Source organism: Streptomyces barringtoniae, assembly GCF_020819595.1.
Classification (GTDB): Bacteria; Actinomycetota; Actinomycetes; order Streptomycetales; family Streptomycetaceae; genus Streptomyces; species Streptomyces barringtoniae.
Window position 1 is genome coordinate 1 of sequence record NZ_JAJHNP010000028.1, and the last position, 23,272, is coordinate 23,272.

Genomic DNA, 23,272 nt, shown 5'->3' on the forward strand with positions numbered 1-23,272 from the left:
ATCGAACACCGTCTCAGGATGAATCTGAAACCAACCGTCGCTGTGGTCGTCGGCGTCGAAGGCGTAGACCTCGTTCGTTGAGGTTGCCGCGAAGAACAGGTTCTTTGTTCCAAGCGGCGTATTCGGTACGTTCCGGACGTACAGGATCTGTGCGAGCAGGTCTCCGTTGATGTTCCGCTCGCACAGCCGTCCAAAGTGGTGCCCGCCGACAGTCGCCGCTGTCAGAACCCTTTCGTGTAGGTAGGCCCCGGTGCGCGCGTTGTCGTTGTGTTGTGTAAGGACGCTGAAGTCGGAGTCTGACATGCTTACCCTCTTCTTCGAGTCAGGTGCTTGCCATTGCGGAAGGCGGCAAGCGCCGGCCGTGTACTGGTATGGGGTTGAGCCAATCCCCCGAGTGATCCAGCCGCCCGGCGCCCCGCGGCGGGATCGCCCTTGGGAGCAAAACACCGAGGACTTGGACGTCCACCAAGGCCGACCTGTGGGCCTTCACCCCGGTCATCGCGACCACCGCACTAGCTAATGGTGAGTCAGGTGACCGCGATGCCGGGCCGACTGGTTGTGTGCGCGACCTGCATTTTCACCGTGATCGCGGCTACACCACTCGGCGGGACACGACCCGGCATGGGGTGGCGCCGTGGTCGTCAACTGCCTGAGGGCTCGTGTGGGATGGGGTGGCGGAAGCGGGACCGGCCGGGGCTGCAGGGGCGCCGAGGAGCGAGGCGATGAAGAGGGCGGCTATGTCTCGCATGGTGAACGATCCTCCCTGGAGCTCCGGCAAGACGCGTGTCTTGGAGCAATGCCTCCCAGAGTTACGTATACCTGTACAGCCTGCATGTCGAATGCACACGGGTCCGGCAACCACGAACCAGGGATGCGACAGCGGCTTCTCGACCTCTCACCGACGCGCTTACGGTCTACTCCCGAGCTGCGGGAGCACGCCGCGTGACGGCGATCCAGCAGATGGGACGAGGTGGACTGCCGCCCGCTGACCGTGGATCCCCGCTGCTTGTGTTGCGCCATGAGAGTCACGCGCCGGGGTGGCGATGGCGGCCCACCCCACAACCTCCCCGGTGGAATGCTCGGCGCCCGCCATTGAGTCGGCCTTTTGACGGGCCCTGGCGGCGTGCTGCTGGGCGCGGACGATCGTGGAGTCGACCGCAACGACCCAGCCCAGGTCTCCCTCAGCGTCCGCCTGGGCGAGCAAGGCGGCGTGAAATGTGCGCTACATGCGGCCGTGCCGGTTTGGATGGCATCCAGAAGACGACATTCCAGTGAATCGAAACCTATAGGTTGACGTCTTTTGCCCTAGTGGCGAAGGGTGGCGGTTCTCGAACCTGTTCCAAATCGGCACATGCCACGGGAAGCCTCCCGGCAGACTTCCGTTCGTCCTGCACGGCCTCGCTGCGCGCTTTCTCGAGTGCGCGCGCGGTGTGCCGTGCTTCACCAACCGGGAACACTGTTAAGGAGTAAGGCGTACGTGTGACGTATGCCGGTACCACCATGCTGAGCTCCGTCTTCTACGATGCAGCTTCCCAGTACATAGCTGCTGTCGCGGTCGCCATTACCACCGTCATCACAGGCGAGGCCCTGCGTCGATTCCGAAAACGGCACCCCTGATCCGGCGATCAAGCAGCGGAGTTGTCGCCGCAACCCGATCCGGCCTGCCAAACGCGCACAGGCCCGGAAGACTACCGATCCGGACGTCGTCGTCCCGTGAATGTGTCGTCTCCCGGACGACAAAAGGAGTCGTCATGAGGACGACACATGACAGGCGGAGCGACTATGGGCCGGAAGCGGAGTTCGACAGCGAGCGTGCCTGGACCCACCTGCTCGACCACCCCTCCCATGGCATGCGCCGCGCCCAACGCTCAGGCCTGAATGGCAGGAAGTCCTTGTTCGAAATCGCCCGCCGATACGACCAGATCACCCAGCGGGCCCATGACCTCAGCGGTCCGGACGTGACGGAGACCGACGTGCTGGCCGCACTCATGGTCAACCGTGCCTTGCGCGAGAAGCTCGACCGCGACGAGCTTGACCTCATCAACCTCGCCCGGAACAAGAAGACCACCTGGGCGCGCATCGCCGGCGCTCTGGGGATGCGCAACCGCCAGTCGGCCGAACGTCGTCGTCTCCAACTGAGCCGAGCGCCCCACCTGCAGGGCGGCACCCCTCCGCGTACGCAGAACGAGCGGGTCGAAGCAGCGCGCGAAGACCGAGGGCGCCGCGCCGAACGCGAGTGGGCACTTGTGCATGTCAATCGGATTCGGGCGATGGCCGACGCGCTCACAGGGATCGGCGACCTTCAGCAAAGGGCTGACCGCTCCCGGGAGGCCCGGATCATGTCCGCACCGGTCTCACACGGCAGCAAGTCACTCCAAATGACCTGGCCTGGAGCGCTCAGAACATGTATCGCCGAACACGACCACTTCCGTGCCAGGCCCTGGGACCACGTTCCGCGTGACGAGAGCGACGGCCCATTGGAGGACTGGCATATACGGCAATACGAGGCGCACATCGCCCACCGGATGCTGGGACTCCTCGCCCACGCTGCCGACCCCCGATACCTGGACCTGTCCGACCATCCGAGGCTAGCCGCCGCGATCCAGGACCTATGCCAGGCATTCCAGGGCCTGCGACGTAGCTGACAGCTCAAGATGGTCGCTCGCGTGTCGAGCGCGCGCAGGAGGCCGACTGGTAGACCCGGTTGCGATCAGGGGGAAGCCCCTGGGCGGTTGTGCGGATTTCGCCTGGCTTGCCACGAATCTTTGATCGTGGGGGCGTGCGACCGGCGCTCAGACGCTCGCACAAAGGATCGGTGGTGTGGGGGCAGGACCGGCGGTGGCCAGCCCTCACACCACCGGCTGCAGCCTAGTGGTCGGGGGTGCCGAGGTGTGCTCGGGGGAAGCACCGTCCTCCGATGGGCTCGAGCCGAACGCGCTGCGCATCTGACCGGGACGTGGCCGCTGTGCTGCAGTCTCCGTCGTGGCGCGTACGGACGTGTCCTGCGATGCTCCGCCGGAAGGAAGTTTTGATCAGGCGTCGGCGTCGTGGGGGACGTGGGGGAGGCCGTCGTCCAGGACGATGCGGATCGTCTCGCCCTGTCCAGTGACGCCAGTGAGTTCGGACGCGATGCGGTTGTAGGAGGTCACGGCCATTGCCCAGTCGCCCTCCAGCGGGGTGGCGGTTGAGCGGGTGTTCCACAGCTCGATCAGCAGGGCGATGAGGGAGCGTCCGGACAGGACGGTCCGGACCCGGCCATCCTTGAAGTCCTCCACGGCAGGCGGGGTGCGGAAGTGGCTGTGGTCGACGGCCAGGGCGGCGAGCCACTCCCAGGTGTCGCGGTGCGCGATCAGTTCCGTGGAGGCTACGCCTGCGGCCTTCAGCAGGAGGACACCGTGGCCGACTTGTGGGTTCTCGGCACTGGCGGATGCCTGTGGTGTGACCCCGGGGGGCTGGGCGTGGGAAGTGCCCGGGCCTCGGTAAGCGGCCTCGATGGCGTTCTTGAGAGCGAGGTCCTGCTCCTGGCTCCCCGCCTCGCGCTGCGGCTGGCGCTGAGTGTTCTCCACGGTTCCCCCCTGGGTGTCGGTGTCGGATGAGACGGCCGGATGCGCTGTGGCGGGGTCGGTGGAGCCATCGTCGGTCTCCGCCCCAGGCTCCGCCGCCGGCGGCGCAGTCTCCTCGCGACGCATCTGCGCGTCATCGCCCGCCTTCTCTGCCAGTGCGAGGGGGCGAAGGGCGTCGACCAGGTCCAGCAGTTCCCGAAGCTCGCCCCGCGTCTCGTTCAGGTCGCTGATCATCCGGTCCTGGCGTCGGCGTACCTCCCGGTTCTCCTCGCGCAGTCCGGTGACGCCCCCCTCGATCTTTTCCAGGATCTTCAGGCGGCTCTGGGCGATCTCGCCGTACAGCGCGGTCAGCCCGGCTGTCGGGTCGTCGAGACGTTGGAGTTGTTGCTGTATCGCCGTCAGTTCCTTCATCGCGTCACCGAACGCGTCTTTCCACCCCACGTGACCCCCTGGTTACTCCGGGCAATGCGACCGCTCGTATCTGCCCAGGAAGACTGCGCGTGACGCGATAGTTTCTGGCCCTTTGTCCTATGCCATATGACTGCGCTCAAGACTCAGGCGCCACAGCACGCGGGCGACTGATGTCGTCCTCTACCCGTCCCGTACAACCTCTTCGCCAGCGCCCACGCGATCGGCGAGCTGATGCTCAAAGTCGCGCTGGCCTACCTGTCCGACACCGAGGCGGCCCATGGTGCCCTCGCCTTGTTGTGCGAGGAGATCGGCGAGCCCCTCGAGCACGGCCTTGCAACCCGCCGCTACGCGATGTCCGGCGACCGCCGCGCCCTGCACCGGCCGCAAGCCCGTGCCCGTGCAGTACCGCCAGTTCCAGATCGCGGCCTGGAGGCCGGGGCGGCAAGCGCGGGCAGGACGGCCGGCACCGTCCGCAACGGGTGGGTGAGACGCAAAGCGGCTTCCTCTCGAAGATCACAACAGCGGTCGTGATCTCCGTAGCGGCTCTGTGCGGCCGGCTGCGGGGCGTTCAGCACTGTGTCATCCGCGCGGGCCGTAAGTCATACCGTCGGACCTCGCCCGTACCTTGGCGGGTGGCCGAGGTGGCTCGGTTGTTGGCCGTTCGGATGGTGCATCCCGATCGAAGGGGCCCTGGTGTCGCGACAGGCGTGGCCAGCAACCGCCCCTGGTTCTTTTCATTCTGAGGCATTGTCGTGAAACCGGCTCTCACCTCGGACAACGGCCGGGTTCTTGTCAGGGAGGTTCTATTGGGAGTTCGGATCGGCGGCGTTCGGCTGGCACAGTCTCGTTATGCGTATCTCCACCAAGGGCTCCGTCGCTCTCATCGGGAGCTTCCGGCAGCACTACCCCGAAGTCCGGGCGGCCGCCCGGACCTTCGCGGATGCCGGACTGACAGTCAAGAGTCCGCCGATCTCCGAGATCGTCAACGACGGGCACGAGTTCGTGCGCTTCGCGTCCGACCCTCCGGAGTCCTCGGACCACGACCTCCAGGCGGCGACCCTGGAGAAGATCTTCGCCTCGGACCTGGTGTACGTCGTGAATCCCGGCGGATACATCGGCCGCACCACCGCGTACGAGCTGGGGTGCGTCCATGAACGCGGCATGGCCGTCTACTACGCGGAGCCGCCGAAGGATCTGCCGATCGCCGTCCCGGAGGGAACCGTCGTCGACGCGCGCCGCTTGGTGGAGATCATCGCCGGGAGCGATCCGGGACCCGCTCCGGTCAGGCGGCCGCGGGTCGCGGCTCAGCCGACGGCCGACATCGTGATCTTCACGATCCGCTCGGAGCAGCTGCGGGTCCTGCTCGTGAGGCGCGGCAAGAACCCGTATCGCGGGATGCTTGCCCTGCCCGGCGGATTCGTCCGGCCGGGAGAGTCCCTGGAGGACACGGCGAAGCGGGAACTCCGGGAGGAAACCGGCCTGAACGGCTCCGGGATCCGGTTGGAACAACTGCACACGTACTCGCATCCGGAGCGTGACCCCCGGGGCCGGATCATCTCGACCGCCTTTCTGGCGGTCATGCCGGATCCGCCGGAGGTGACCGGCGCGAGCGACGCCCGCGAGGCTGACTGGGTCGAGGTCGAGGAATCGCTGTGGGGCCCCAACAGCAGCCTCGCCTTCGACCATGGTGAGATTCTCCGGCGCGGGCTCGAACACCTCCGGACCCGGCTGGAACACACCACCGTCGCGACCGCCTTCTGCGACGACTTCTTCACCATCACTGACCTGCGCAAGGTCTACGAGGCCGTGTGGGGCTGCGAGCTCAACGCGGGGAACTTCTACCGCAAGGTCGTGGTCGAGACACAGGGTTTCGTGCTCAAGACCGGCAAGGTGCGCAGGTCAGGGCCCGGGAAACCGCCTGTCCTGTTCCGCCGGGGCACGGCGGACCTGCTCTACCCCCCGTATCTGCGCGGCCGCCGCACCCCCTAGAACACCGCGGCCCCGGACTGTGCGAGAGCCCGAGGCCGCGGCCGGAACACACCGTTGCACCGGTGTGGAGAACACCAAGGCTCACCAGACCCTGTGGAAGAGGCGATCTGGTGAGCATCCATCCTCAGGAAGGACAACACCATGCTGCCGCTTTCTTCTTCCAGTTCTTCTTCCGGCGCCGGCGATTTCTCCTCCTCCTGGACCTGGGGGGCGGTGATCGCCCTCGTCGCTCTGGTCGTCAGCACCTGGCTCGTCGTCAACCACCGCCGCCGCGACCAGACCGTCCAGTGGCACCAGCCCGACTACGACACGGCGAGCGATGCGCTCCTCGTGCTGAACCGGCTGTCGCTCATGACGGCCGTCGAGGGCGTCACGTCCGAGTTGCGCGAGCTGGTCGACGTGGTCAGCCGGCTCAGGATCGCCGAACATCGCTCCCCGGATCTGCCGTTCGGTGTGGTCGTAGCGGAGCTGGAGGGGTACCGGGCGAATGTGCTGCCGCGGAACCACGCAGACAAGCTCGCCGCGGACGGGAGCCTGCTCGACGACCACCTCGCTCTCGCCCGTGAGCAGGGCATCAGGCTCGAAGCCGCGCGGACCGCGATCGTCCACGTACAACGGGAGATCGAGAAGCGGACACGCAATTAGAGACCGGCAGAGCCGGGCGATGCGCGAGCTTGTCCGGCCGCGCCCGGTCGGCCAGACCGCGCGCGTGTGCGCGAGGACGGCCCGCTGTGCGGGGAACAGCGGGAGAAGTCCCCGTCGGTCAGCGAGTAGTCCGGCCGCGGGCCGATGGCCGGCGCCCCGGCGCGGGTCGTGAACGGTACCGGTCAGGGCAGGCAGCAGCGAGGGAGGGCGCTCCTGCCACCGGAGAAACTGGGGGCCGTCCTGGCCCCGGTCGACCTGGTGTGGGCGCGGCTGGAGCGGTCGGGTGCTCACCGGATCGTGGAGGCCGCCGCCCGCAGTGCGCTGAAGGCTGTGGAGAGCTTCGCTGGCCGCGCGGACGCGCCGCAGGTCCTCGCTGACCGGCTGGCCCGGCGCCTGTCCGAGCAGCTGCGCACCGGCGGCCCGATCACCGACCCCGTGGGCTGGTTGCTGGCCCGGGGCCTGCCGCAGCGCTAGCAGTGCGGTGCATGACCGGGTGCTTTTCGACACCGGCCGGGACTGCCCTCGGTGCGAGGACCGGCAGGAGAGCCGCCGTGCGCAGCGAAGCGCCGCGCGGTCGCGACCGCCGTTGACGCTGGGATGCCGCACGCCGCGGAGGCCGAGCGCCGGGCGGTCACCGAGCAGCGGCTGCATCAGGACGTGACCGCCAGGGCATGGGCCCGCGAGGCCGAGTGGGGGCAGGTCCGTGCCCGGCAGGCGGCGGCTAAGGCCCGCGCCGAGGCCGAGGCAGCACAGTCCGCTGCCGTTCCGGCTGCGCCCATGGCGTCGGTCGTCGTAGCCCCGGGCAGGGCGATGGGGGACGCGCTGCTGTTCGGCACGATGGCCCCCCTGGCCAACCCGGTCTTCATGAAGGCGACGCCGACTGCGCACGGTTGACGGCGCCGAACGGCACCTTGGGTCCCGGCACGGCGCTGTGGGCGGCTTCGCGGTGTTTCCACACCGCCACCGATCCCGCGGCGGAGGACTGGGTCGGCATCAGGGCCGCCCGGATCCTGGCCGGCGACGCCCCCGGCGCCGCCCGGGACATCCGCGCCGAAGCCGACCGTGACCACCTCAGCGACGACCGGCGCGCCGCCGCGGACAAAGCCTGCCGATACCTGGACAACAACGCCGACTTCGTCCACTACGACCAGGCCCTGGTCGCCGGCTGGCCGATCGCCAGCGGCGCCGTCGAAGGAGCAGCCCGCCATCTGGTCGCCGACAGACTCGACATCACCGGCAGCAGGTGGACCGTCCCCGGCGCCGAGGCCGTCCTCACCCTCCGCACGGTCATCAGCAACGGCGACTTCCCCGACTACTGGATCTTCCACGCGCGGCAAGAGCACGAACGACTCCATCCGCTACCCGACCAGCTGAGTTAAAGATCAATAGTCTCCCTGTGGCGCGCTTGCCCAGCCATCACCGCGGTCCCACCGGTTCCCGCTCTCGCGGGCGCGAACCGGTGAGGCCCTGGCTGTCGTTCACTGCGCCGTCCACAGTCGCCACCCCGATCGTCGCGCAAGTGACCAATCAGCGTCACAAGCTGTCACCTGTGGAAGGAAGTTGAGGGATGACTTCTGGACTTGCACTGAACTGCGCTCATCCCATACACAACCGCGGCCGGATGCGACACGATAACCAGCCGTGAGGCGCGGGGGACTACGTCGAGAGTTGCAACGAACAGGTGTGCGATACCTTGTGTTGGTCGTACTGGGGGCGGCCGGAGCGCTGGCATTGGCCCAGCGTTTTCATCTCGGTACTGCCGCGACCGCTGCATCGGTGTTGCTGAGCCTTGCGTCGGCGTACATCGCCTGGGCGGCGTTCCGCGCCGACCGTGCCGAAGCTACGGCCGTAGAACTCGGCGCGATCGCCGGGCAGCTGGCCGAGGCAGTCAAGAACCAGTGGGACGACGAGGCGGCCGTCCGGCGGGTCAACGACCCTTACCCCCTGCCGGTTGCCTGGCGCGCCGCCGATGACGACCTGGCAGAGCCCTGGCAGTTGTTGACGGACCTGGCCTGCGCCTTGCCCGGCGGGCCGCCCGGTGACCCCGCCCTCTGGCCGCGGCGCGCCGCTGGGCTGTCCGGGCAGGGAGCGGACATCGGCGAGGTGTTCGCCGAACGGGTTCCCACCCGGCGTCTGGTCCTTCTGGGAGAGCCTGGCGCAGGTAAGAGCGTGCTGCTGATCCGGCTCCTGCAGGATCTCATCGCACGCCGCACGGAGGATGCCCCGGTGCCCGTGCTGTTTTCGCTGGCCTCCTGGAATCCTGATCAGCCGCTGAAGCCGTGGATGGCCGAGCAACTACGCAGCACTTACCCCGGGCTGCGCGCCCCCGCCCCGCACTCGGCCATCCCTGCAACCGACGCCGCGAACCGGCGCGCCGATCTGGCCGAGGCACTGCTACACGCCGGCCGTATCCTGCCCCTGCTCGATGGCCTCGATGAACTTCCTCCTGCTCTGCACGCCACTGCGCTCAGTGCCCTCAATGGCGCACTGCCCGCCCAACGCCCCCTGGTCCTGGCCAGCCGTGCTGCCCCCTACCGCGCCGTCCTCAGGCACCCAGACGCACCGGTCCGCCTCAACGGCGCCGCTGTCATCCAGCTCCGTCCGCTCGCCCCCGACACAGCAACTGCCTACCTGCGTCGGGACGCCGGCGGCCCGCACACCACCGCTGCACGTCGCTGGGACGCCGTGACCGCGCACCTGGGCACCGCATCCCCGGTGGGACAGGCGCTGAGCACCCCTCTCGGGCTGTTCCTGGCTCGCACCATCTACAACCCCCGTCCCCACAGCTCCCCCAACCGCGCAATTCCCCACCCGGACGAACTGTGCGACACCATCGCCTTCCCGGACAGGACTGCTGTGGACACCCACCTGTTCAACGCCTTCCTCCCGGCCGCCTACACCCCTGGCAGTCCCCACCCGCCCCGCTGGACAGCCGAGCAAGCCCACCGCAGCCTGGTCTTCCTCGCCCGGTTCCTGCAGAACCAGCAAGCAGGCAGCCCAGACCTGGCCTGGTGGAAACTCCCCCACGCCGTTTCGCCACACCTCCGCCGCCTGACAAGCACCCTCATGTTCGGCATCGCGTCCGGCTGCACGCTGGGAGTGGAGGTCGGGCTCGACGGCGGCCTCGTGCCCGGGCTCGTGATCGGAATCGCAGGCGGACTCGTGATCGGGCTGCTGGCAGCGTTCCTCGTGAACCCCGCCCCAGGCACACGGCTTCGCTGGTCACCCCGCAGGACCACGGCCGGCTTCCTCTCCGGGCTGGCTGGCGGCTTCGTCATCGGGTACGAGAACGGAAGCAAGAACGGCCTCTCAGACGGGCTCAGCAACGGGCTCGGGACCGGGCTCACCCTCGCCTTGCTGACCGGCATCGCCTTCAGCCTCAAAGCCGAGGTACCCGACCTCACCACCGTCACCGGGCCCGTCACTCTGCTCTCCTCAGATCGCCGTGCCTTCATCGCCACCACACTCGCCGGTGGCCTCGCAGGCGTCCTGGCAGGCGCCCTGGCCGTCACGATCGGGGGTCTCCAATACGGTCTGGTCGCCGTGACCACGACACTGGGCACACTCGGGCTCGCCTGCGGGCTGGGGATCGGACTGACGCAGACAGCATGGCCGCATTTCGTGATCGTCAGAACTCACCTGGCGCTGCGCCGCAAACTTCCCTGGAAACTGATCGGCTTCCTCCAGGACGCGCACAAATACCGTGGTGTGCTACGACAGGCTGGACCCATGTACCAGTTCCGGCACATCGACCTACAACGCCACCTTGCTCAGCAGCAGCTGCCTTGAAGGCACCGCCAAACGTCCGCCCTCCAGCGGCGATTAAGCGGCTCGGGTGAAGTCGGTCATCGTTTCCCGGGTGATCTCCAACCGGGACAGCACCTTTTCACGGCTCAGCAAGCCGCTCGGTCACCTTCACGAACCGGTCGCGCAGGTTCGGCGATCTCCTCCCGCGCAGCAGCCTCCCGCCGATCGAGCTCCTCCAACCAGGACACCATCGCCGCCTCCAAGACCGCGTCCTGGGACACGACGATCCGTCGTCCGACCACGAAGGGCAACGGCGTAGGGCATCACCAGCTCACTGCAGAAGAGCCGCACCCAACTCCTTTTCCAAAGCAGGGAAGAAGAGCTTGGCCTGGGGGGACTGGTGCGTGGTCTGCCATGTGTAGCCGGGACCGTCGGCGAGCGCCCGGCGGATCAGCCGCCGGCCGAGGCCCTAGCGGTGACAGTCGGGGTCGATCGAGATCTTGTTGATTCTGCCGACGCGGCACCCGTCGCACACCACCCACACCAGCCGGCCGATGTCGTATCCGTCCCGGTCGAACATCCGGAGGTTGCGGTAGCCGGTCGGACGTGGCGGGGGCCAGTAGAGGAACCGGACCTCTTTGTGCCAGGTGGTCAGCCGGATCCAGCGCCACCGGCGGGGCGACACGTTCTCGGGTATGGGCGGTGTCACGGGCTCCTCCTCGATGCTGCGCAAGTCGCCGCGCCGCTCGGTTCACAAGTTCGAGTGGATCTTGTCCTCGCGCCATTCCCGGGACCATCCGGGATGGCGCACCCTGGCATGCCTAACTGCCCTACGGAAGGACTGACTTGAGCACGTTAGGTAGTGATTCTGACAAACCCGCCTCTGACAAACCGGCCGAGGAACTCCGGTTCGAGTCCCCCCGCCTCACCATCCTGCGCCGCCACCCTGTCACCACCTGGGGAATGGCCCGGCGCCTTCCGTACCTCATGCGCCGCGCTCTGGCTCTCGCCTGGAAGATCGACCGGCGCGCCGTCGTCTCCCTCCTCGCCTGCCAGGGACTCTCCGCCGGCCTGGAAGCGTTCGGCTTGGTCGCCACGACCAGCACCATCACCGCGCTGGTCGCCTCCGGGCACATTCAGGACCGGCTCACCAGCGCCGCCCCGGCCATCGCCGCTCTCGCCGTCGCGGCCGGGGCCCGGGCCCTCCTCGCCATCGCCATCACGAACCTGTCCTGGCGGCTCTCCCCGCGCATCTCCCGCGAAGCCGAGCTGGAGATGCTGAACGCGGCCGTCGCGGCCGAGCTGACCGCCTACGACCAGCCGGGCTTCAACGACAGGTGGGACAACGCCGACCGGGGCGCCGAACTCGCCCAGGACCTGATCACCCAGTCCCAGCAGCTCATGGCCTGCCTCGCCTCCATCATCGCCGCCGCCGGCGTCCTGACCGCCCTCCACCCCGTCCTGCTCCCGTTACTCGTCCTGGCCGTCCTTCCGCAAGGGCTCGCCAGCATGAAAAGCGCCCAGGTCACCTACGAAGCCAGCCGCGCCATGTCGTCCGAACGGCGCATCCTCGCCCTGCTGCGCTGGTACATCGTGGACAAGGAAACAGCCGACCAGGTCCGTGCCGGCACCATGGCGCCCTTCCTCCTCGGCCTGTACCGGAAGATCGGCGCCCGCGTGGATGCCATCACCGACCGTGCCATCAACCGGGGAGGCCGCTACCAACTCCTCGGTGCTCTCGCGGGAGGCGTTGGATCCCTCCTGGTTTGGAGCGCGCTCGCGGCGCTCCTGGCGACCGGTCACATGTCCGTGGCCTCCGCCGGAACCGCAGTGTTCGCCCTGCGCACCGTCGGCTCATCCCTGCGCGGTCTCGTTGGCTACGGCACCCAGCTCTTCCGCACCGGCCTGTACTTCGACGACTGGGTCGACTTCATCGAGGAAGCCGGCGGCCACCGCATGAACCGGGGAACCCGGTCTCCTGACTCCCCGAACGTCGTCAAGACGGAGAACCTCACCTACGTCTACCCGGGTGCGGACAAGCCCGCACTGGACGGCGTCACCCTGGAGGTCCGCCGCGGCGAAGTCCTCGCCCTGGTCGGCGAGAACGGATCTGGCAAGACCACCCTGTCCAAGCTTCTGTCCGGCCTGTACCTGCCCACCCGCGGGCGCGTCACCTGGGACGGCCACGACACCAGCGATTTCGAACCCCACGCCTTGTGGCAGCAGACCGCCGTCGTCCCCCAGGACTTCGCTCACTGGCCCCTCACAGCCCGTGAGAACATCACACTTGGACAGCCCCACGGCGGCGACCAGACTGTCCACCAGGCCGCCGAACGCTCCGGAGCCCACGAAGTGGTCGACGACCTCCGCAGCGGCCTGGACACTCTGGTCGCGCGTGAGTGGTTCGGCGGCGTCGAACTCTCCGGCGGGCAGTGGCAGCGCATCGCCATCGCCCGAGCCTTCCACCGCCAAGCCGGACTTCTGGTCATGGACGAACCGACCAGTGCCCTCGACGCCCGCGCCGAACACCGGATCTTCACCGGCCTCCGCGAAGTCGCCGAAGACCGCGCCGTCGTACTCGTGACACACCGGCTCGCCAACGTGGCCATCGCCGACAAGATCGTTGTCCTTGACCACGGCAGGATCATCCAGACCGGAACCTTCGAAGAACTCACCACCACACCGGGCTTGTTCCGCGAACTCTGGCTCCTGCAGAACGACCGCGCCATCCCCACCCAGCGCGTCGACGTGGAGAAGGAGCAGCCGGCATGACCTCGAACTGGCTCCCTCCGGCCGAGTTCATGGCCACCGTACCCAGAGGCATCGTCGCCGGCGCCCTCTACGTCACGGACGAAAACGGCCATCCGGTGCTCCTGCGGTCGATCAACCGGCGAGACGTATGGCAGGTCCCCGGAGGTGTCGTGGAAGAAGGAGAGACCCCGCTGGAGGCGGCGCGGCGTGAGACAGAAGAGGAAACCGCCCTCATCATCGACGGCGAACAGCCACTCCTCGTCACTCAGTTCTCCCTCCCTGACGCACAATGGAGCATCCCCCGCCTCGCCCTCTTCTTCGACGGCGGCACCCTCACCCCTACCCAACTCGACAGCATCACCCTCAACCCCAGCGAACACACCGAATGGGCCACCAGGCCGTTGACCGAGTGGGAGCGCCACCTCCCGCCCTTCGCCTACCGCCGCCTGCGCGTACTTCACGAGGCACGCAGCACCGGCCGCCCCGCCTACATCGAGAGACGACCAGGGCACGAATGACCGAAAACGGGGCCGCAGGAATCCAATGATCCGCTGACATGGTGCGGTTCACCACGGAGGGCTATTCGGTGGCCACGGCATGCGATCGCGCCGGTGGTGTGGTCAACACCGTAGAGGCAGTAGGGCCAGAGCGGGGGTGCAGCCGATCTCATGCGTACCTTCCTCGGGTGAGCCCAGGGAAGCGGGCCCGTCGTTTCGTGATCCAGCCGCAGCGTCCTGAGCATTCATGCCAAACCACGTTCGGTTTGGTGGCGACCGGGTAGTATCTCGCCGCGCGTGTGGCTGATCACGGGGGGATGGATCACCAATGTCGGGCGATTGGGACAACATTCGCTCCCGGTGGGAGAGTGTTCGCCAAGCCGTGGACGGCGCACACCTGGCGCCCGCCAATGGATCGGCGTTCGGGAAGGGGCGGATCGGCCTCGCCATGAACCCGGTGGCCATCACTGGTGAGGCGGGCGCTGGGAAGACCGTACTGTACGACGCCCTGGCTCAGACGATCAGGACTGGGGACAGGGACAGCATTCGCAGCCCGGACAGTGAGAAGCATCGTGCAGTCTTCCGCTCCGGCTCCCGTCGAGCCCAGGCCTCGGTGGTGGTGATCCCGGGCCAGGCATCCGAGGAGCGGGAACGCGCTCTGGCCGCCACCATGGGTGGGACAGCATCGCCGCACGGCATCATCCACGTCGTGTGTTGGGGTCACAACAGAACCTGGCGGCGTCCCGAGCAACGGGCCATCGAAGAGGCGTTGCGCGCCGAAAACCCGGACTTCGACCAGGAGTCGGTACGCGACTGGCACCTCCGCAAGGAGGTCGAGGACTTCCAGGACCTGTGTGAGCGGATCATCGATCAGCGCGCAGCCAACCGCCTACGCTGGATGCTCATCGCCGTCACGAAGTGCGATCTGTACTGGGACCGCATCGACGAGGCCCGCGATCACTACATCCCGGGTACGCCTGGCCACGAGTCGGAGTTTCATATCCCTCTGCGCGACCTGGTGGACGAGACGTCTATCGATCTCGCCGTGCTTCCCATGAGTTCACGGCTCATTAGGCATCAGTTTCTGCCTCAATTGCAGACGCAGCTCTTCCAACTCGATGACGAGCAACTGGGCACCCTTCGAAGCCACTTCGGAAGCACCCTCCGGAGCTTCCTTGCTGCCGGTGTGGGGGAAGCGGGGCATGACGATCATTGATGACGGTGACGCCTTCGACCGGGTCCTCGCCGAATCTGAATCCCGGCTGAGTGTCATTCGCAGGGTGCGGGCTCATGTAGGGGTGGCGCGACGTGCTCAAGTAGGAAGTGGCGCCGTAGCGCTCGTGGCAATTGCCGCGGCGCTGCTGAGTATCGATCGGCCCGGCGGAAAGGAAGGTCCGTGGGTCGTGGTCTCACTGTTCATTGCCGCATTCGGTCTTGCAGCCATTCTTGTAGCCCAGGCCGTGGTTGTCCTTCCGCTGCGTCGGAAGGTGGCTATGGAGGAACGTGTCATGCTGAGCGAAGTCAATCGACTGCGTGAACTGTTTGTCCATGTCGCGCGCCGCGAGGAGTGGAACAGGGAGCGGATCCGCACGGCCAGGCAACGTCTTTCCCAGTTCCCCATCGAAGGCGGGGCGTTCCGATGATTCAGCGATTGATCAAGTTGTCTGGTGTTGCTGCGTTCGTCGCCTGCGTCCTCACGCCTGTCGGATATTTGCTTGCTACTCGACACCCCAGCAGATTCCAGGACGCGTTTCAGAACCACTGGGAGATCATCGCCGCAGGGCTCGTTCTGGTCGTCCTTGGGCTGCTGGAAATGGGCCGCGGGCTCGTACTCTGCTTCAGCGTGCTGGGTGCTTTTGAGGAAAGCAACCTGGCCCGCGGTGGGGCGAGCTTGTTGGTCGGTTCGGGGATCAGTGCCTTGGGTGCGGCAGTCCTCTACAATTTGCTGCTCGGCTGAGCCTTGGTCGCAATCAACTAAAGGGTGTTGCAGAAGACTTGGTGGTGGGCAATTTGCCTGTATGGGTGGGGTGTTGCGGGCTGAGCCGGTGTGGGTGGAGACGTTCATAGGGTTGCGGATGGGGCGGTTCGAGAAGCTGCTGCGGGCGGTGCGGGAGCGGGGCGGCAACGGTTTCGGTGGTGGCCGGTCGTGGTGTCTTCCGCTGGCCGAGCGGGTGCTGCTGGTGGCTGGCTTCGTTCACCTTCAGTGACAGCGTGTCGACCAGTTTGAGCAGCGGTTGGCGATCTCTGGGGCGATGAATGTTCACGAGTTTTGACGGCGCTCCGACTCTGCTGCGCAATTCCGGGGTGGCTATGTACGCGAGAACGGGAGTCATTTATCGACGACTTCGGGAGGCATCTCGCTACGCCGCCGCGTGATCAATGTTGACGAATTCGGGAGTCACTCATAGCTGTCCGCCGGCAACTCGTCGGGGCCGCGGTGTCGATAAGCGGCTCCTTCCTTCCGTAGGAGGACAGCGCGCCGGCCGTGCGGCACGCCTCGGGCTCCCTGCCCCGGTCAAGGGGTCAGTGGTCGGTGATGGTGGTGTCGACCGCATCTGGGTCTGCCTGGTACCAGTCGCCGGAGGCGATGCCGACGATGATGTGGCGCCAGCCTTGGGTGCGCTGAGCGCTGGTCGGAGCTTTGTCAGCCATCCAGATCTCGGTGCCCACCGGAAGCACCTCCTCTGGGTTTCCTTTGCCACCAAGTGCCAGCGTGAACTCCGGGTCGTCGGGGTCGCTGCGGGTGTAGGAGATGCCGTCCTTCTGCCATGCCTCAAGGCCGAAGGAGGCCAGCGGGGCGATCCACCACGTGCCCGTGTCGGGACGAAGGAGCAGGACGCGCTCGCCGGGCATGGGCACGTCGGTGTCCTTCACCCGTGAGGCCAGCTCCCTGATCCGCACTGTGGGTTCGACCTGCAGCCCGAAATTGGTACGACGCGAGGCCGTCACGGTGAGCAGGTAGTACGGCACGGTGGGCCTCCGGCAGTGCTTGCATGCGTCATTTCAGACCTAGCCGATCATGCCGCGATGAGTCGTTCAATCCACGACGGGTAAAGCCGCCACCAGGGCCGGTTGACTGACTCCCGTTCTCGTGAACACCGACCTTTCGCACAAATACGCGACTCCCATTTACGCATCGAAACGACGTCGCAGCTCAGGCTCTGGTCCACTTCTTGTGGTCGTGTACGTAGCGTGACTGTTACTCATCGTTAGATGGGTGCCGAGGTCGCCCGAAAATCGTCCTGCCCAGGTGGAGCGAGGCTGACAGTTCTGCCCCGTGAACGGAGTACGGCCGCAGCTGGGTGAGCTGCTGTTCTGGTTGGTGGAGGACGTGTCGGTGGAGTCGGTCGAGGTGGCTGACGCTGTCGTGCGGGTGGAGGCCCAGACCATGGCCAGTGGGGCGGCCTGTCCGGGTTGCGGGTGTTGGTCGGGGCGGGTACACGGTTCCTACCTGCGGTTTCCTCGTGATCTCCCGACCGCTGGGAAGCTGGTCGTGGTGTCGTTACGAGTACGCCGGTTCGTCTGTGCGGAGGAGAGCTGCCCGCGCAGGACTTTTGTCGAGCAGGTTCCTGGACTCACCCGTCGGTTCGGTCGGCGGACGGAGCGACTGCGATCGACGCTGGTCTCTGTCGGTCTCGCGCTCGCGGGACGGGCCGGCGCCCGGGTGTCGGACGCCTTCGGGGTGCAAGTCAGCCGTAATACGCTGCTGAGGCTGATCACCTCGCTGCCGGATCCGCCCACCGTCACGCCCCGCGTGGTCGGTGTGGACGAATACGCCCAGCGCAAGGGCCGGATCTACGGAACAGTGCTCGTCGACGTCGAGACACGTCGGCCGGTGGATCTCCTGCCGGACCGCGAGGCGGACACCCTCGCGGCCTGGCTGTCCGAGCGCCCCGGCATTGAGATCATCTGCCGGGACCGCGCCATCTTCTACGCCGACGGCGCCGCCCGTGGCGCCCCGCAAGCTCTCCAGGTCGCCGATAGATGGCACCTCTGGCACAACCTCGGCGAAGCGGCCGAGAAGTGCGTCTACCGGCACCGCGCGTGCCTGAGACCAGCACCGGCGCCGCTGGAGGAACCTCAGCCGGCGCCGGAGTCACCCGCGTCATCGCCGTGGCCGACAGGGCACCGATTCGCTGAGCGGACCCGCGCCAAACACGCCACCCTCCACGCGCTCCTGGCCGCTGGCCACAGCAAACGGTCCATCGCCCGGCAACTCGGCATGGGCCTTAACACCGTCCTACGCTTCTCCCGTGCCACCGAGCCTGAGCAGCTGTTCACCGGCCAGTGGCAGAGCCGCCCCACCAAACTCGACACCTTCAAGCCCTACCTCGACGAGCGGTGGCAAGAAGGCTGCACCAACGCCTGGAAGCTATGGGAGGAGATCAAGGCACAGGGCTACCCGGACGGTTACGGCAACGTTCGCGCCTACGTCAGCCGGAACTTACGCGGCAAACCCCAGCCAGTCGGCCCCAGGCCGCCATCCGCCCGCGCCGTCACCCGCTGGATCCTCACCCACCCCGAGGCCCTGGCCGAGAGCGACAGGATCCAGCTCAAGAACGTTCTGGCGAACTGCCGCGAACTGGACGCACTCGCCGGGCACGTCCGTTCCTTCGCCCACATGCTCACCCAGCTGCAAGGCCACGAACTGCCAGCATGGATCGAAGCCGCGACCACCGCCGACCTGCCCAGCCTCCAGCGATTCGCCCGGCATCTGGAGCGCGACCTCGACGCCGTCATCGCCGGACTCTCCCAGCCATGGAACTCCGGAGTCGTCGAAGGCCATGTCAACCGGATCAAGATGCTGAAGCGCCAGATGTTCGGCCGCGCCGGCTTTGAACTCCTCCGAAAGCGCGTCCTGCTCTACTCCTGAAAAGGCTGCTCAGGTCTCATCGTCGATCAGCCCGAAGTCTTCCGGGAACTCTTCCAGGAACTCGCGACGAGCCGGGTCGGTCTCGGCGGCTGCCATCTCCCCAACCAGCTCAATCAGTTCCTGTCGCTGATCATTAGGCAACGTACTGACCACATGGGCGACGCCCTCCATCACCTTGACCGCGTCGTCCTGATCCATCTGCTCGTCTTCGCTGCCGTCGATGAACCACAGGACATCGATCAAGGCCTCGGCCAAGGCACGAGTCAGGGACGGGTACGAAGGCGTCACGATGGTCTCCCAGCGGATCAACGGCAGAGTCCGGCCATCCCACCACACACCACTGACATCACTGTCCGTGAGCCTCCACAGAAAGTGGACCAGAGCCGCAGCTCACGTACAAAACCACCGGGGTCAGGCCGTGAGTCGGTAGGCGAGGTGTTCAAGGCGGCTGCTGCGGGTGTGGTGCTGGTTGTGTCCGGTCCAGTGCATGTCGAGTCGGATCACGTTCAGTGCGGTGGCGGAGAAGGCGTGCTGGAGGCGGACTTTCGGCAGGCCGCGGTAGCGGGCCCGGCGTATGCCGGTGATGTCGAGGGCTTGGTTGATGGTGCCCTCCACTCCCGCGCGCAGGGCGTACTTGGCCTTCCAGGTCTCGGTCTTCTGCTCGGCGCGGGCCCGGACGAGGGATTCGTGCGGTTCCCTGGGCCGCAGGGTGAGCATGCGCCGGCGCAGCGCGGAACTGGTGCACTGTTCTTGAAAGGGACAGGGGCGGCAGGTGCGGACACTGAAGGTGATCACGATCGCTTCCGCGCCATGCTGCTTCACCGGGTTCCAGTGTGCGCTGCTCTTCCCGGCGGGACAGCGGACCTGGCGGGCCTTCCAGTCGATGGCGAAGGCATTCTTGTCGAAGCCGGTTGCAGCCTTGGCCTGGGCGGAGTGGTCCAGCAGGACGGGGGTGACCATACGGGTGCCTTGCTTCAGCGCGGCGGTGATGAGATCGGCGGAGGGGTAGCCGGAGTCGAGGTAGTGCTCGCCGGGTCTCACCCCGCGCTCGGCCAGGCGCTGTTGGACAGGTGCGGTCGCCTTCACATCGGGCACGGTGGCGTCGGTGGTGAACACGTCCGTGATCAGGTTCGGTGCCGCCGGGACCCCGGCTTCGGCGGGAGTGTCGCAGGTCTCGGTGAGGTGGACCTTGTAGCCCATCCAGAACAGGTCTTCGCCCTTGGCCGCCCAGCGGGCATCGGGGTCGTAGGGCGAGGCCAGGCGGAGTTGGCCGGGCGGGACGCCCTCGTCGTCGGCGTCCCGCTTCCTGATCACCTCCCGTCCCCGGGTGTCGGTGTGCAGGTAGTAGGTCTGCACGAGGAACTGCCGCAGCAGATCCACCGCCTCGATCTCGCGGATCCACACCGGGGTGCCGGCAGCCCACGCGGCCCGGCACAGGGCCAGGGCATCCTGGCCGAAGACCTGCGCGAGCCGGTCGCGTTTCGTCTGCGAGGACGGCATGCGCCAGCCGTCCACCCTCGGCCCGTAACGGTGGGCGAACTCGGCCACATCGACCTGTCCGGCCAGCCAGGCCGGTGCCGCGACCGCGAGGGCCTCTAGAGCTGCCCGCACGCTCTCCCCGGCGAGCTCCAGACGGTTCAAGTCCCGCACCGCGCTGATCACATGGGTGGCATCGGTGCGCTGCTTGCCTCCGGCAGCCACCAGGCCCTCGTCCTTGCAGTGTTCCAGGAGCCGGTCGAAGACCACCCGTTCCATGCCGTGCTCGGCCAGCCGGGTCCGGAACCGGCTCAGCACGCTCGCGTCGAAGCCCGTGTCCGTCAACTCGGCCCCGAGCGCGTACTTCCAGTCGATCGCCCGTACCGCCATCGCCGCTGCCTGCCGGTCGGTCAGGTCCTCGGCGAACTGCAACACCGTGACCAGCGACAACACCCCCGGTGACAGTCCCGGGGCACCGCGCACCCCGAACGCGTCGGCGAACGGCTCGTCGGCAAAGACCTCCGCGAGCCGATCACGCACCCGCATCGCCAGGCTCCCCCGCGGGAACGCCGCCCGGGCCACCGCCGCGGTCTGCGCCGGAACCTCCGGCAGCCCCTCCGGCCGCATCGACAACCGCACCACCCCCACGGCCGCACGACAGGACAACGACCGCACGGACGATCATCCCGCGCCCACCGTCACCCCGCACGCAATTGCGCAGCAGAGTCGCTCCGCGTCAGTGATCTTGACCTGCAGTCCGTGCGGAACAGTCGTGTCCGTCGCCGGACAGGCCCATGACGTTCAGCACGGGTTCCTGACCCTCGGGGATCTCGAAGGTGAAGTTCGCTCCTGACCGGATCGCCACGAGCGAGCACTGATCGCCGAAGGTCAACGGTGGATAGGGCTCCCAGGAACGACCAGACTTGTCCAAGGCGGAAACGACGTCCGCGTACTTGAGCCTTGCCGGGAAGGTGCCCGTCCCCCCGACAACCGATGGAGGGAGTTCGACGACGTCACGCCAGGTCTGGACGCAGATGAGGGAGACCTTGCGGCAGCGGCAGACGGGGGGGGTGAACAGCCAAGAGGAGCGCCCGCAGGTCCTGCTGTTGTCGTCAAATGTGCGGCGGCGCTACGCCGAGGACATCCTCACGGCGCTGGCGCTGCCGCGAGGCGCCACGATCCAGTTCCGCTACGAGGCCCAGTACGTGGCACCGCCACTGCAGCAGAAAGTTGCCAACGGGACCATCATCGGCCAACGGGCCCTGATCGGTTTCATCGCCGACGCTGTTCCGCCCCCCAACGCTGTCCCGCCTCCCGACCCATTCCTCCTTCCGATCAGAGTCGCAGACATCGTGGCCGCTGAATGCGTTGCTGAAGTCTTCCTCTTCAAGCTGCGCGTCACGGACCACGTCGACCTGGACGACTACTCTCTGTCCCGCGCGGAGATCAACACCGAGAGCCGCAAAGCCATCGACAAGATCGTCGAAGCCAACGGTGGCACCTACTACCCCGCAGTCCTCAAGTTCCCCGCCTTTCCCATCCGCACCAACGGAGACCAGGCCCAACTGTGGATCAGCGTCGCTAGACGCCTCGCTCTCCACCCCACCTTCGAAAACGCCTACTTCATGCGGGTCGACCAGCCAGTTCACCTGGCCAGCGCCGCCGCCTTCACCTTCGAACCAGAAGGCCGCCTCAGCCTCGGCGACTTACAGCCCGCACGACTTCCCGTCAGCTTCTACGCCCAGCGCTACACCGAGATACCGAAGATCAGCCTCACCTGCGACACCGACGGCCGCTTCCTACGAGTCTCCTCAGACGCCGCACACGACGTGGCACTTCGCTACGACTCCACCGAGTTCTGGCTCCAACCCGACGCCGCCTCATTCGACGCCCTCACCCACGTCACCATCCGACTGGGACCCGAACAAGCCAACACGACACCAGTGGCAGCCGTTCGCTTCCCGGTGATCATCAAGCACTCTCGCATACGCTTGATCTCTCGCCTTGCCATCAGCGCACTCGGAGCGATCCTGGTTGCCACACCAGCAATCCTCGGGCCGGCCTCCTCGCTGCCCCTACGCATCGTCCTCGCGGTGATCGGATCCGCAGCCCTGAGCACTGCCACCATCGTCATGGGACGTCCCCGGAGCTAAGACCGCGCCCTCCGTGAGGCGGACAAGACGCTTGTAGCAGTACTGGCCGTCGACCTGCTTGAACGCGTCGGCCATGCCATCACCTGCACCTGCGAAAGGCCTCATCCTGATGGCAGATTAGCCGTCCGCTCCGGCGTACTCCCGCGTTGCCCGTCAAGGGCCAGTGCCGACCGCCTTCGCGAGGTCGTCGGCCGACTCCTGGGTGAGACGGTAGAACCCCTGAAGGCTGACGGAGCGCTCGAGGCGGCCGTCTACCAGGTACTTCAGTCCACGCGTCTGGGCCCGGCGGTTGCGCCAGGTAAGCCCCGCCAGCACGTCCCCGGGTATCGACACGTCGAAACGTACGGGTGTCGCGTCCACGTGCACCGCTGCGGCGCCGCAGCCGCCGGCACCGAGCATCGACCAGTCATCGTGCCCCGGAAAGGCTGGATCCTGCCATGTAGTGGGTGCAGCTCCGCAACACTCCCGGCGCTCCAAGTCGATCACCCGCATCCGACTCACCACAAAGACAGTGCACCGGCTGACGTGCAACGCGTACACCTCATCCCCAGGACGGGCACCCGACCAGGCAGGCAGCGACGAATGGATGCCGCTGAAGGCGACTGGCGGCCGCTCGCCTGTACGCCCTGCCTTGCGCAGAGCACGGCACGTGTCATGGGTCCACAAGACGGTGAAGGCATCAGACATGCCGTGATGCTACGAACGAGGACTGACAACGCCCCGTACCACGAACCGAGGGGCATCCCCGCCGGACGAGTATCACCTGGCCGTCGCCGCGATCTGCCCTGTCTTCGGGGCTATCCCCGGGCGTGCAGGGAATGAAGGAGGTCATCAAAAGGGGCCGGCGGCACATCCGGACCGCCGCGCCCCGGCGGGACGGCCTTCTGCAGGCTGCCACGTCCCGGTCCCGTGCACGGAGAGTTTTCGTCCTACCTCCGGGATCCGACGAGGTGTCGCAGCACCACAGGCGGGCCGAGGAGGAAGTCCGCGCAGCAGCTCTCTCGTCTCGGCCGCCGCCGTGACAACGCCGCCGGTACGCTCCGACACGCCGAATGGATGCCCTTCAGCAGATTCCAAATGCCCTGGCACGACGGACATTCGGTCACTGAACTCCCATGGAAATTGGGGTTGTTCACCGGAGTCGAGGCAACCGGAAGTGATGGGGCG

Annotated in this window: 21 protein-coding genes and 1 pseudogene; 15 read left to right on the forward strand and 7 right to left on the reverse strand. The window is 66.8% G+C overall.

The window, feature by feature from the left end:
• Window positions 1-303 (reverse strand): hypothetical protein (locus LMU33_RS36230; RefSeq protein ID WP_228625483.1); only part of this gene is annotated, 303 nt, incomplete at its 3' end.
• Window positions 304-1,751: 1,448 nt separating this feature from the next.
• On the opposite strand from LMU33_RS36230, the gene LMU33_RS36240 reads away from it, so the two are divergent.
• Window positions 1,752-2,645, forward strand: a complete 894-nt coding sequence (locus tag LMU33_RS36240; protein WP_228625485.1) for a hypothetical protein — start codon at window positions 1,752-1,754, stop codon at window positions 2,643-2,645.
• 387 nt (window positions 2,646-3,032) lie between these two features.
• Here the strand turns inward: LMU33_RS36240 and LMU33_RS36245 are convergent, their stop codons facing one another.
• A complete protein-coding gene (locus LMU33_RS36245) occupies window positions 3,033-4,004 on the reverse strand; it encodes a hypothetical protein (RefSeq protein WP_228625487.1) in 972 nt (323 codons plus the stop codon).
• Between the two features lie 819 nt (window positions 4,005-4,823).
• On the opposite strand from LMU33_RS36245, the gene LMU33_RS36250 reads away from it, so the two are divergent.
• The 6 genes from LMU33_RS36250 to LMU33_RS36275 all read left to right on the forward strand — a co-directional run bounded on the left by LMU33_RS36250 (window position 4,824) and on the right by LMU33_RS36275 (window position 10,397).
• The gene (locus LMU33_RS36250; RefSeq protein WP_308280833.1) at window positions 4,824-5,963 is read left to right on the forward strand and encodes an NUDIX hydrolase; all 1,140 of its coding nucleotides are present in this window, start codon (window positions 4,824-4,826) and stop codon (window positions 5,961-5,963) included.
• Window positions 5,964-6,104: 141 nt separating this feature from the next.
• Window positions 6,105-6,608, forward strand: coding sequence for a hypothetical protein (locus LMU33_RS36255; RefSeq protein ID WP_228625489.1), 504 nt, complete (start codon window positions 6,105-6,107; stop codon window positions 6,606-6,608).
• Between the two features lie 168 nt (window positions 6,609-6,776).
• Window positions 6,777-7,082: a hypothetical protein gene (locus LMU33_RS36260; RefSeq protein WP_228625491.1), complete on the forward strand. Its 306-nt coding sequence runs from the start codon at window positions 6,777-6,779 to the stop codon at window positions 7,080-7,082.
• 123 nt (window positions 7,083-7,205) lie between these two features.
• Entirely contained in the window at window positions 7,206-7,502 is a 297-nt protein-coding gene (locus LMU33_RS36265) for a hypothetical protein (RefSeq protein ID WP_228625494.1), read from the forward strand.
• Complete coding sequence (locus LMU33_RS36270; RefSeq protein WP_372478125.1) at window positions 7,499-7,987, forward strand: hypothetical protein; 489 nt, start codon at window positions 7,499-7,501, stop codon at window positions 7,985-7,987. Before LMU33_RS36265 ends, LMU33_RS36270 begins: the two co-directional genes overlap by 4 nt.
• Before the next feature lie 316 nt (window positions 7,988-8,303).
• On the forward strand, window positions 8,304-10,397 hold the full coding sequence (locus LMU33_RS36275) for an NACHT domain-containing protein (protein ID WP_228625496.1): 2,094 nt from the start codon (window positions 8,304-8,306) through the stop codon (window positions 10,395-10,397).
• Window positions 10,398-10,824: 427 nt separating this feature from the next.
• On the opposite strand, the gene LMU33_RS36280 is transcribed toward LMU33_RS36275, so the two are convergent.
• A complete protein-coding gene (locus LMU33_RS36280) occupies window positions 10,825-11,064 on the reverse strand; it encodes a hypothetical protein (protein ID WP_228625498.1) in 240 nt (79 codons plus the stop codon).
• A gap of 254 nt (window positions 11,065-11,318) precedes the next feature.
• Here LMU33_RS36280 and LMU33_RS36285 point away from each other — a divergent pair, with 254 nt between their 5' ends.
• The 6 genes and pseudogenes from LMU33_RS36285 to LMU33_RS36310 all read left to right on the forward strand — a co-directional run.
• The gene (locus tag LMU33_RS36285; protein WP_228625500.1) at window positions 11,319-13,127 is read left to right on the forward strand and encodes an ABC transporter ATP-binding protein; all 1,809 of its coding nucleotides are present in this window, start codon (window positions 11,319-11,321) and stop codon (window positions 13,125-13,127) included.
• Complete coding sequence (locus tag LMU33_RS36290; RefSeq protein WP_228625501.1) at window positions 13,124-13,624, forward strand: NUDIX domain-containing protein; 501 nt, start codon at window positions 13,124-13,126, stop codon at window positions 13,622-13,624. The genes LMU33_RS36285 and LMU33_RS36290 overlap by 4 nt, the downstream gene beginning before the upstream one ends.
• 361 nt (window positions 13,625-13,985) lie before the next feature.
• Entirely contained in the window at window positions 13,986-14,819 is an 834-nt protein-coding gene (locus LMU33_RS36295) for a hypothetical protein (RefSeq protein WP_228625504.1), read from the forward strand.
• A complete protein-coding gene (locus LMU33_RS36300) occupies window positions 14,806-15,246 on the forward strand; it encodes a hypothetical protein (protein WP_228625506.1) in 441 nt (146 codons plus the stop codon). Before LMU33_RS36295 ends, LMU33_RS36300 begins: the two co-directional genes overlap by 14 nt.
• Window positions 15,243-15,560 carry a hypothetical protein gene (locus LMU33_RS36305; protein ID WP_228625508.1) on the forward strand — a complete coding sequence of 106 codons (318 nt, stop codon included), beginning with the start codon at window positions 15,243-15,245 and terminating at the stop codon, window positions 15,558-15,560. The genes LMU33_RS36300 and LMU33_RS36305 overlap by 4 nt, the downstream gene beginning before the upstream one ends.
• 61 nt (window positions 15,561-15,621) lie before the next feature.
• Window positions 15,622-15,789 (forward strand): annotated as a pseudogene (locus LMU33_RS36310) (IS5/IS1182 family transposase); the annotation flags it as partial.
• 337 nt (window positions 15,790-16,126) lie between these two features.
• Here the strand turns inward: LMU33_RS36310 and LMU33_RS36315 are convergent.
• Window positions 16,127-16,573 (reverse strand): hypothetical protein, encoded by a 447-nt coding sequence (locus tag LMU33_RS36315; protein WP_228625510.1) that lies wholly within the window; start codon window positions 16,571-16,573, stop codon window positions 16,127-16,129.
• Between the two features lie 307 nt (window positions 16,574-16,880).
• Between LMU33_RS36315 and LMU33_RS36320 the strand changes: the two genes are divergently transcribed.
• A complete protein-coding gene (locus tag LMU33_RS36320) occupies window positions 16,881-18,476 on the forward strand; it encodes an ISL3 family transposase (RefSeq protein ID WP_443728982.1) in 1,596 nt (531 codons plus the stop codon).
• A 9-nt stretch (window positions 18,477-18,485) separates the two neighbouring features.
• Here the strand turns inward: LMU33_RS36320 and LMU33_RS36325 are convergent, their stop codons facing one another.
• Together LMU33_RS36325 and LMU33_RS36330 are read right to left on the reverse strand one after the other, a co-directional pair.
• Window positions 18,486-18,764, reverse strand: coding sequence for a hypothetical protein (locus LMU33_RS36325; protein WP_228625512.1), 279 nt, complete (start codon window positions 18,762-18,764; stop codon window positions 18,486-18,488).
• 123 nt (window positions 18,765-18,887) lie between these two features.
• Window positions 18,888-20,579: an IS1182 family transposase gene (locus tag LMU33_RS36330; RefSeq protein WP_228625665.1), complete on the reverse strand. Its 1,692-nt coding sequence runs from the start codon at window positions 20,577-20,579 to the stop codon at window positions 18,888-18,890.
• A gap of 443 nt (window positions 20,580-21,022) precedes the next feature.
• Here LMU33_RS36330 and LMU33_RS36335 point away from each other — a divergent pair, with 443 nt between their 5' ends.
• Complete coding sequence (locus LMU33_RS36335; RefSeq protein WP_228625514.1) at window positions 21,023-22,105, forward strand: hypothetical protein; 1,083 nt, start codon at window positions 21,023-21,025, stop codon at window positions 22,103-22,105.
• 153 nt (window positions 22,106-22,258) lie between these two features.
• Here the strand turns inward: LMU33_RS36335 and LMU33_RS36340 are convergent, their stop codons facing one another.
• A complete protein-coding gene (locus LMU33_RS36340) occupies window positions 22,259-22,792 on the reverse strand; it encodes a hypothetical protein (protein WP_228625516.1) in 534 nt (177 codons plus the stop codon).
• Window positions 22,793-23,272 lie beyond the last annotated feature (480 nt).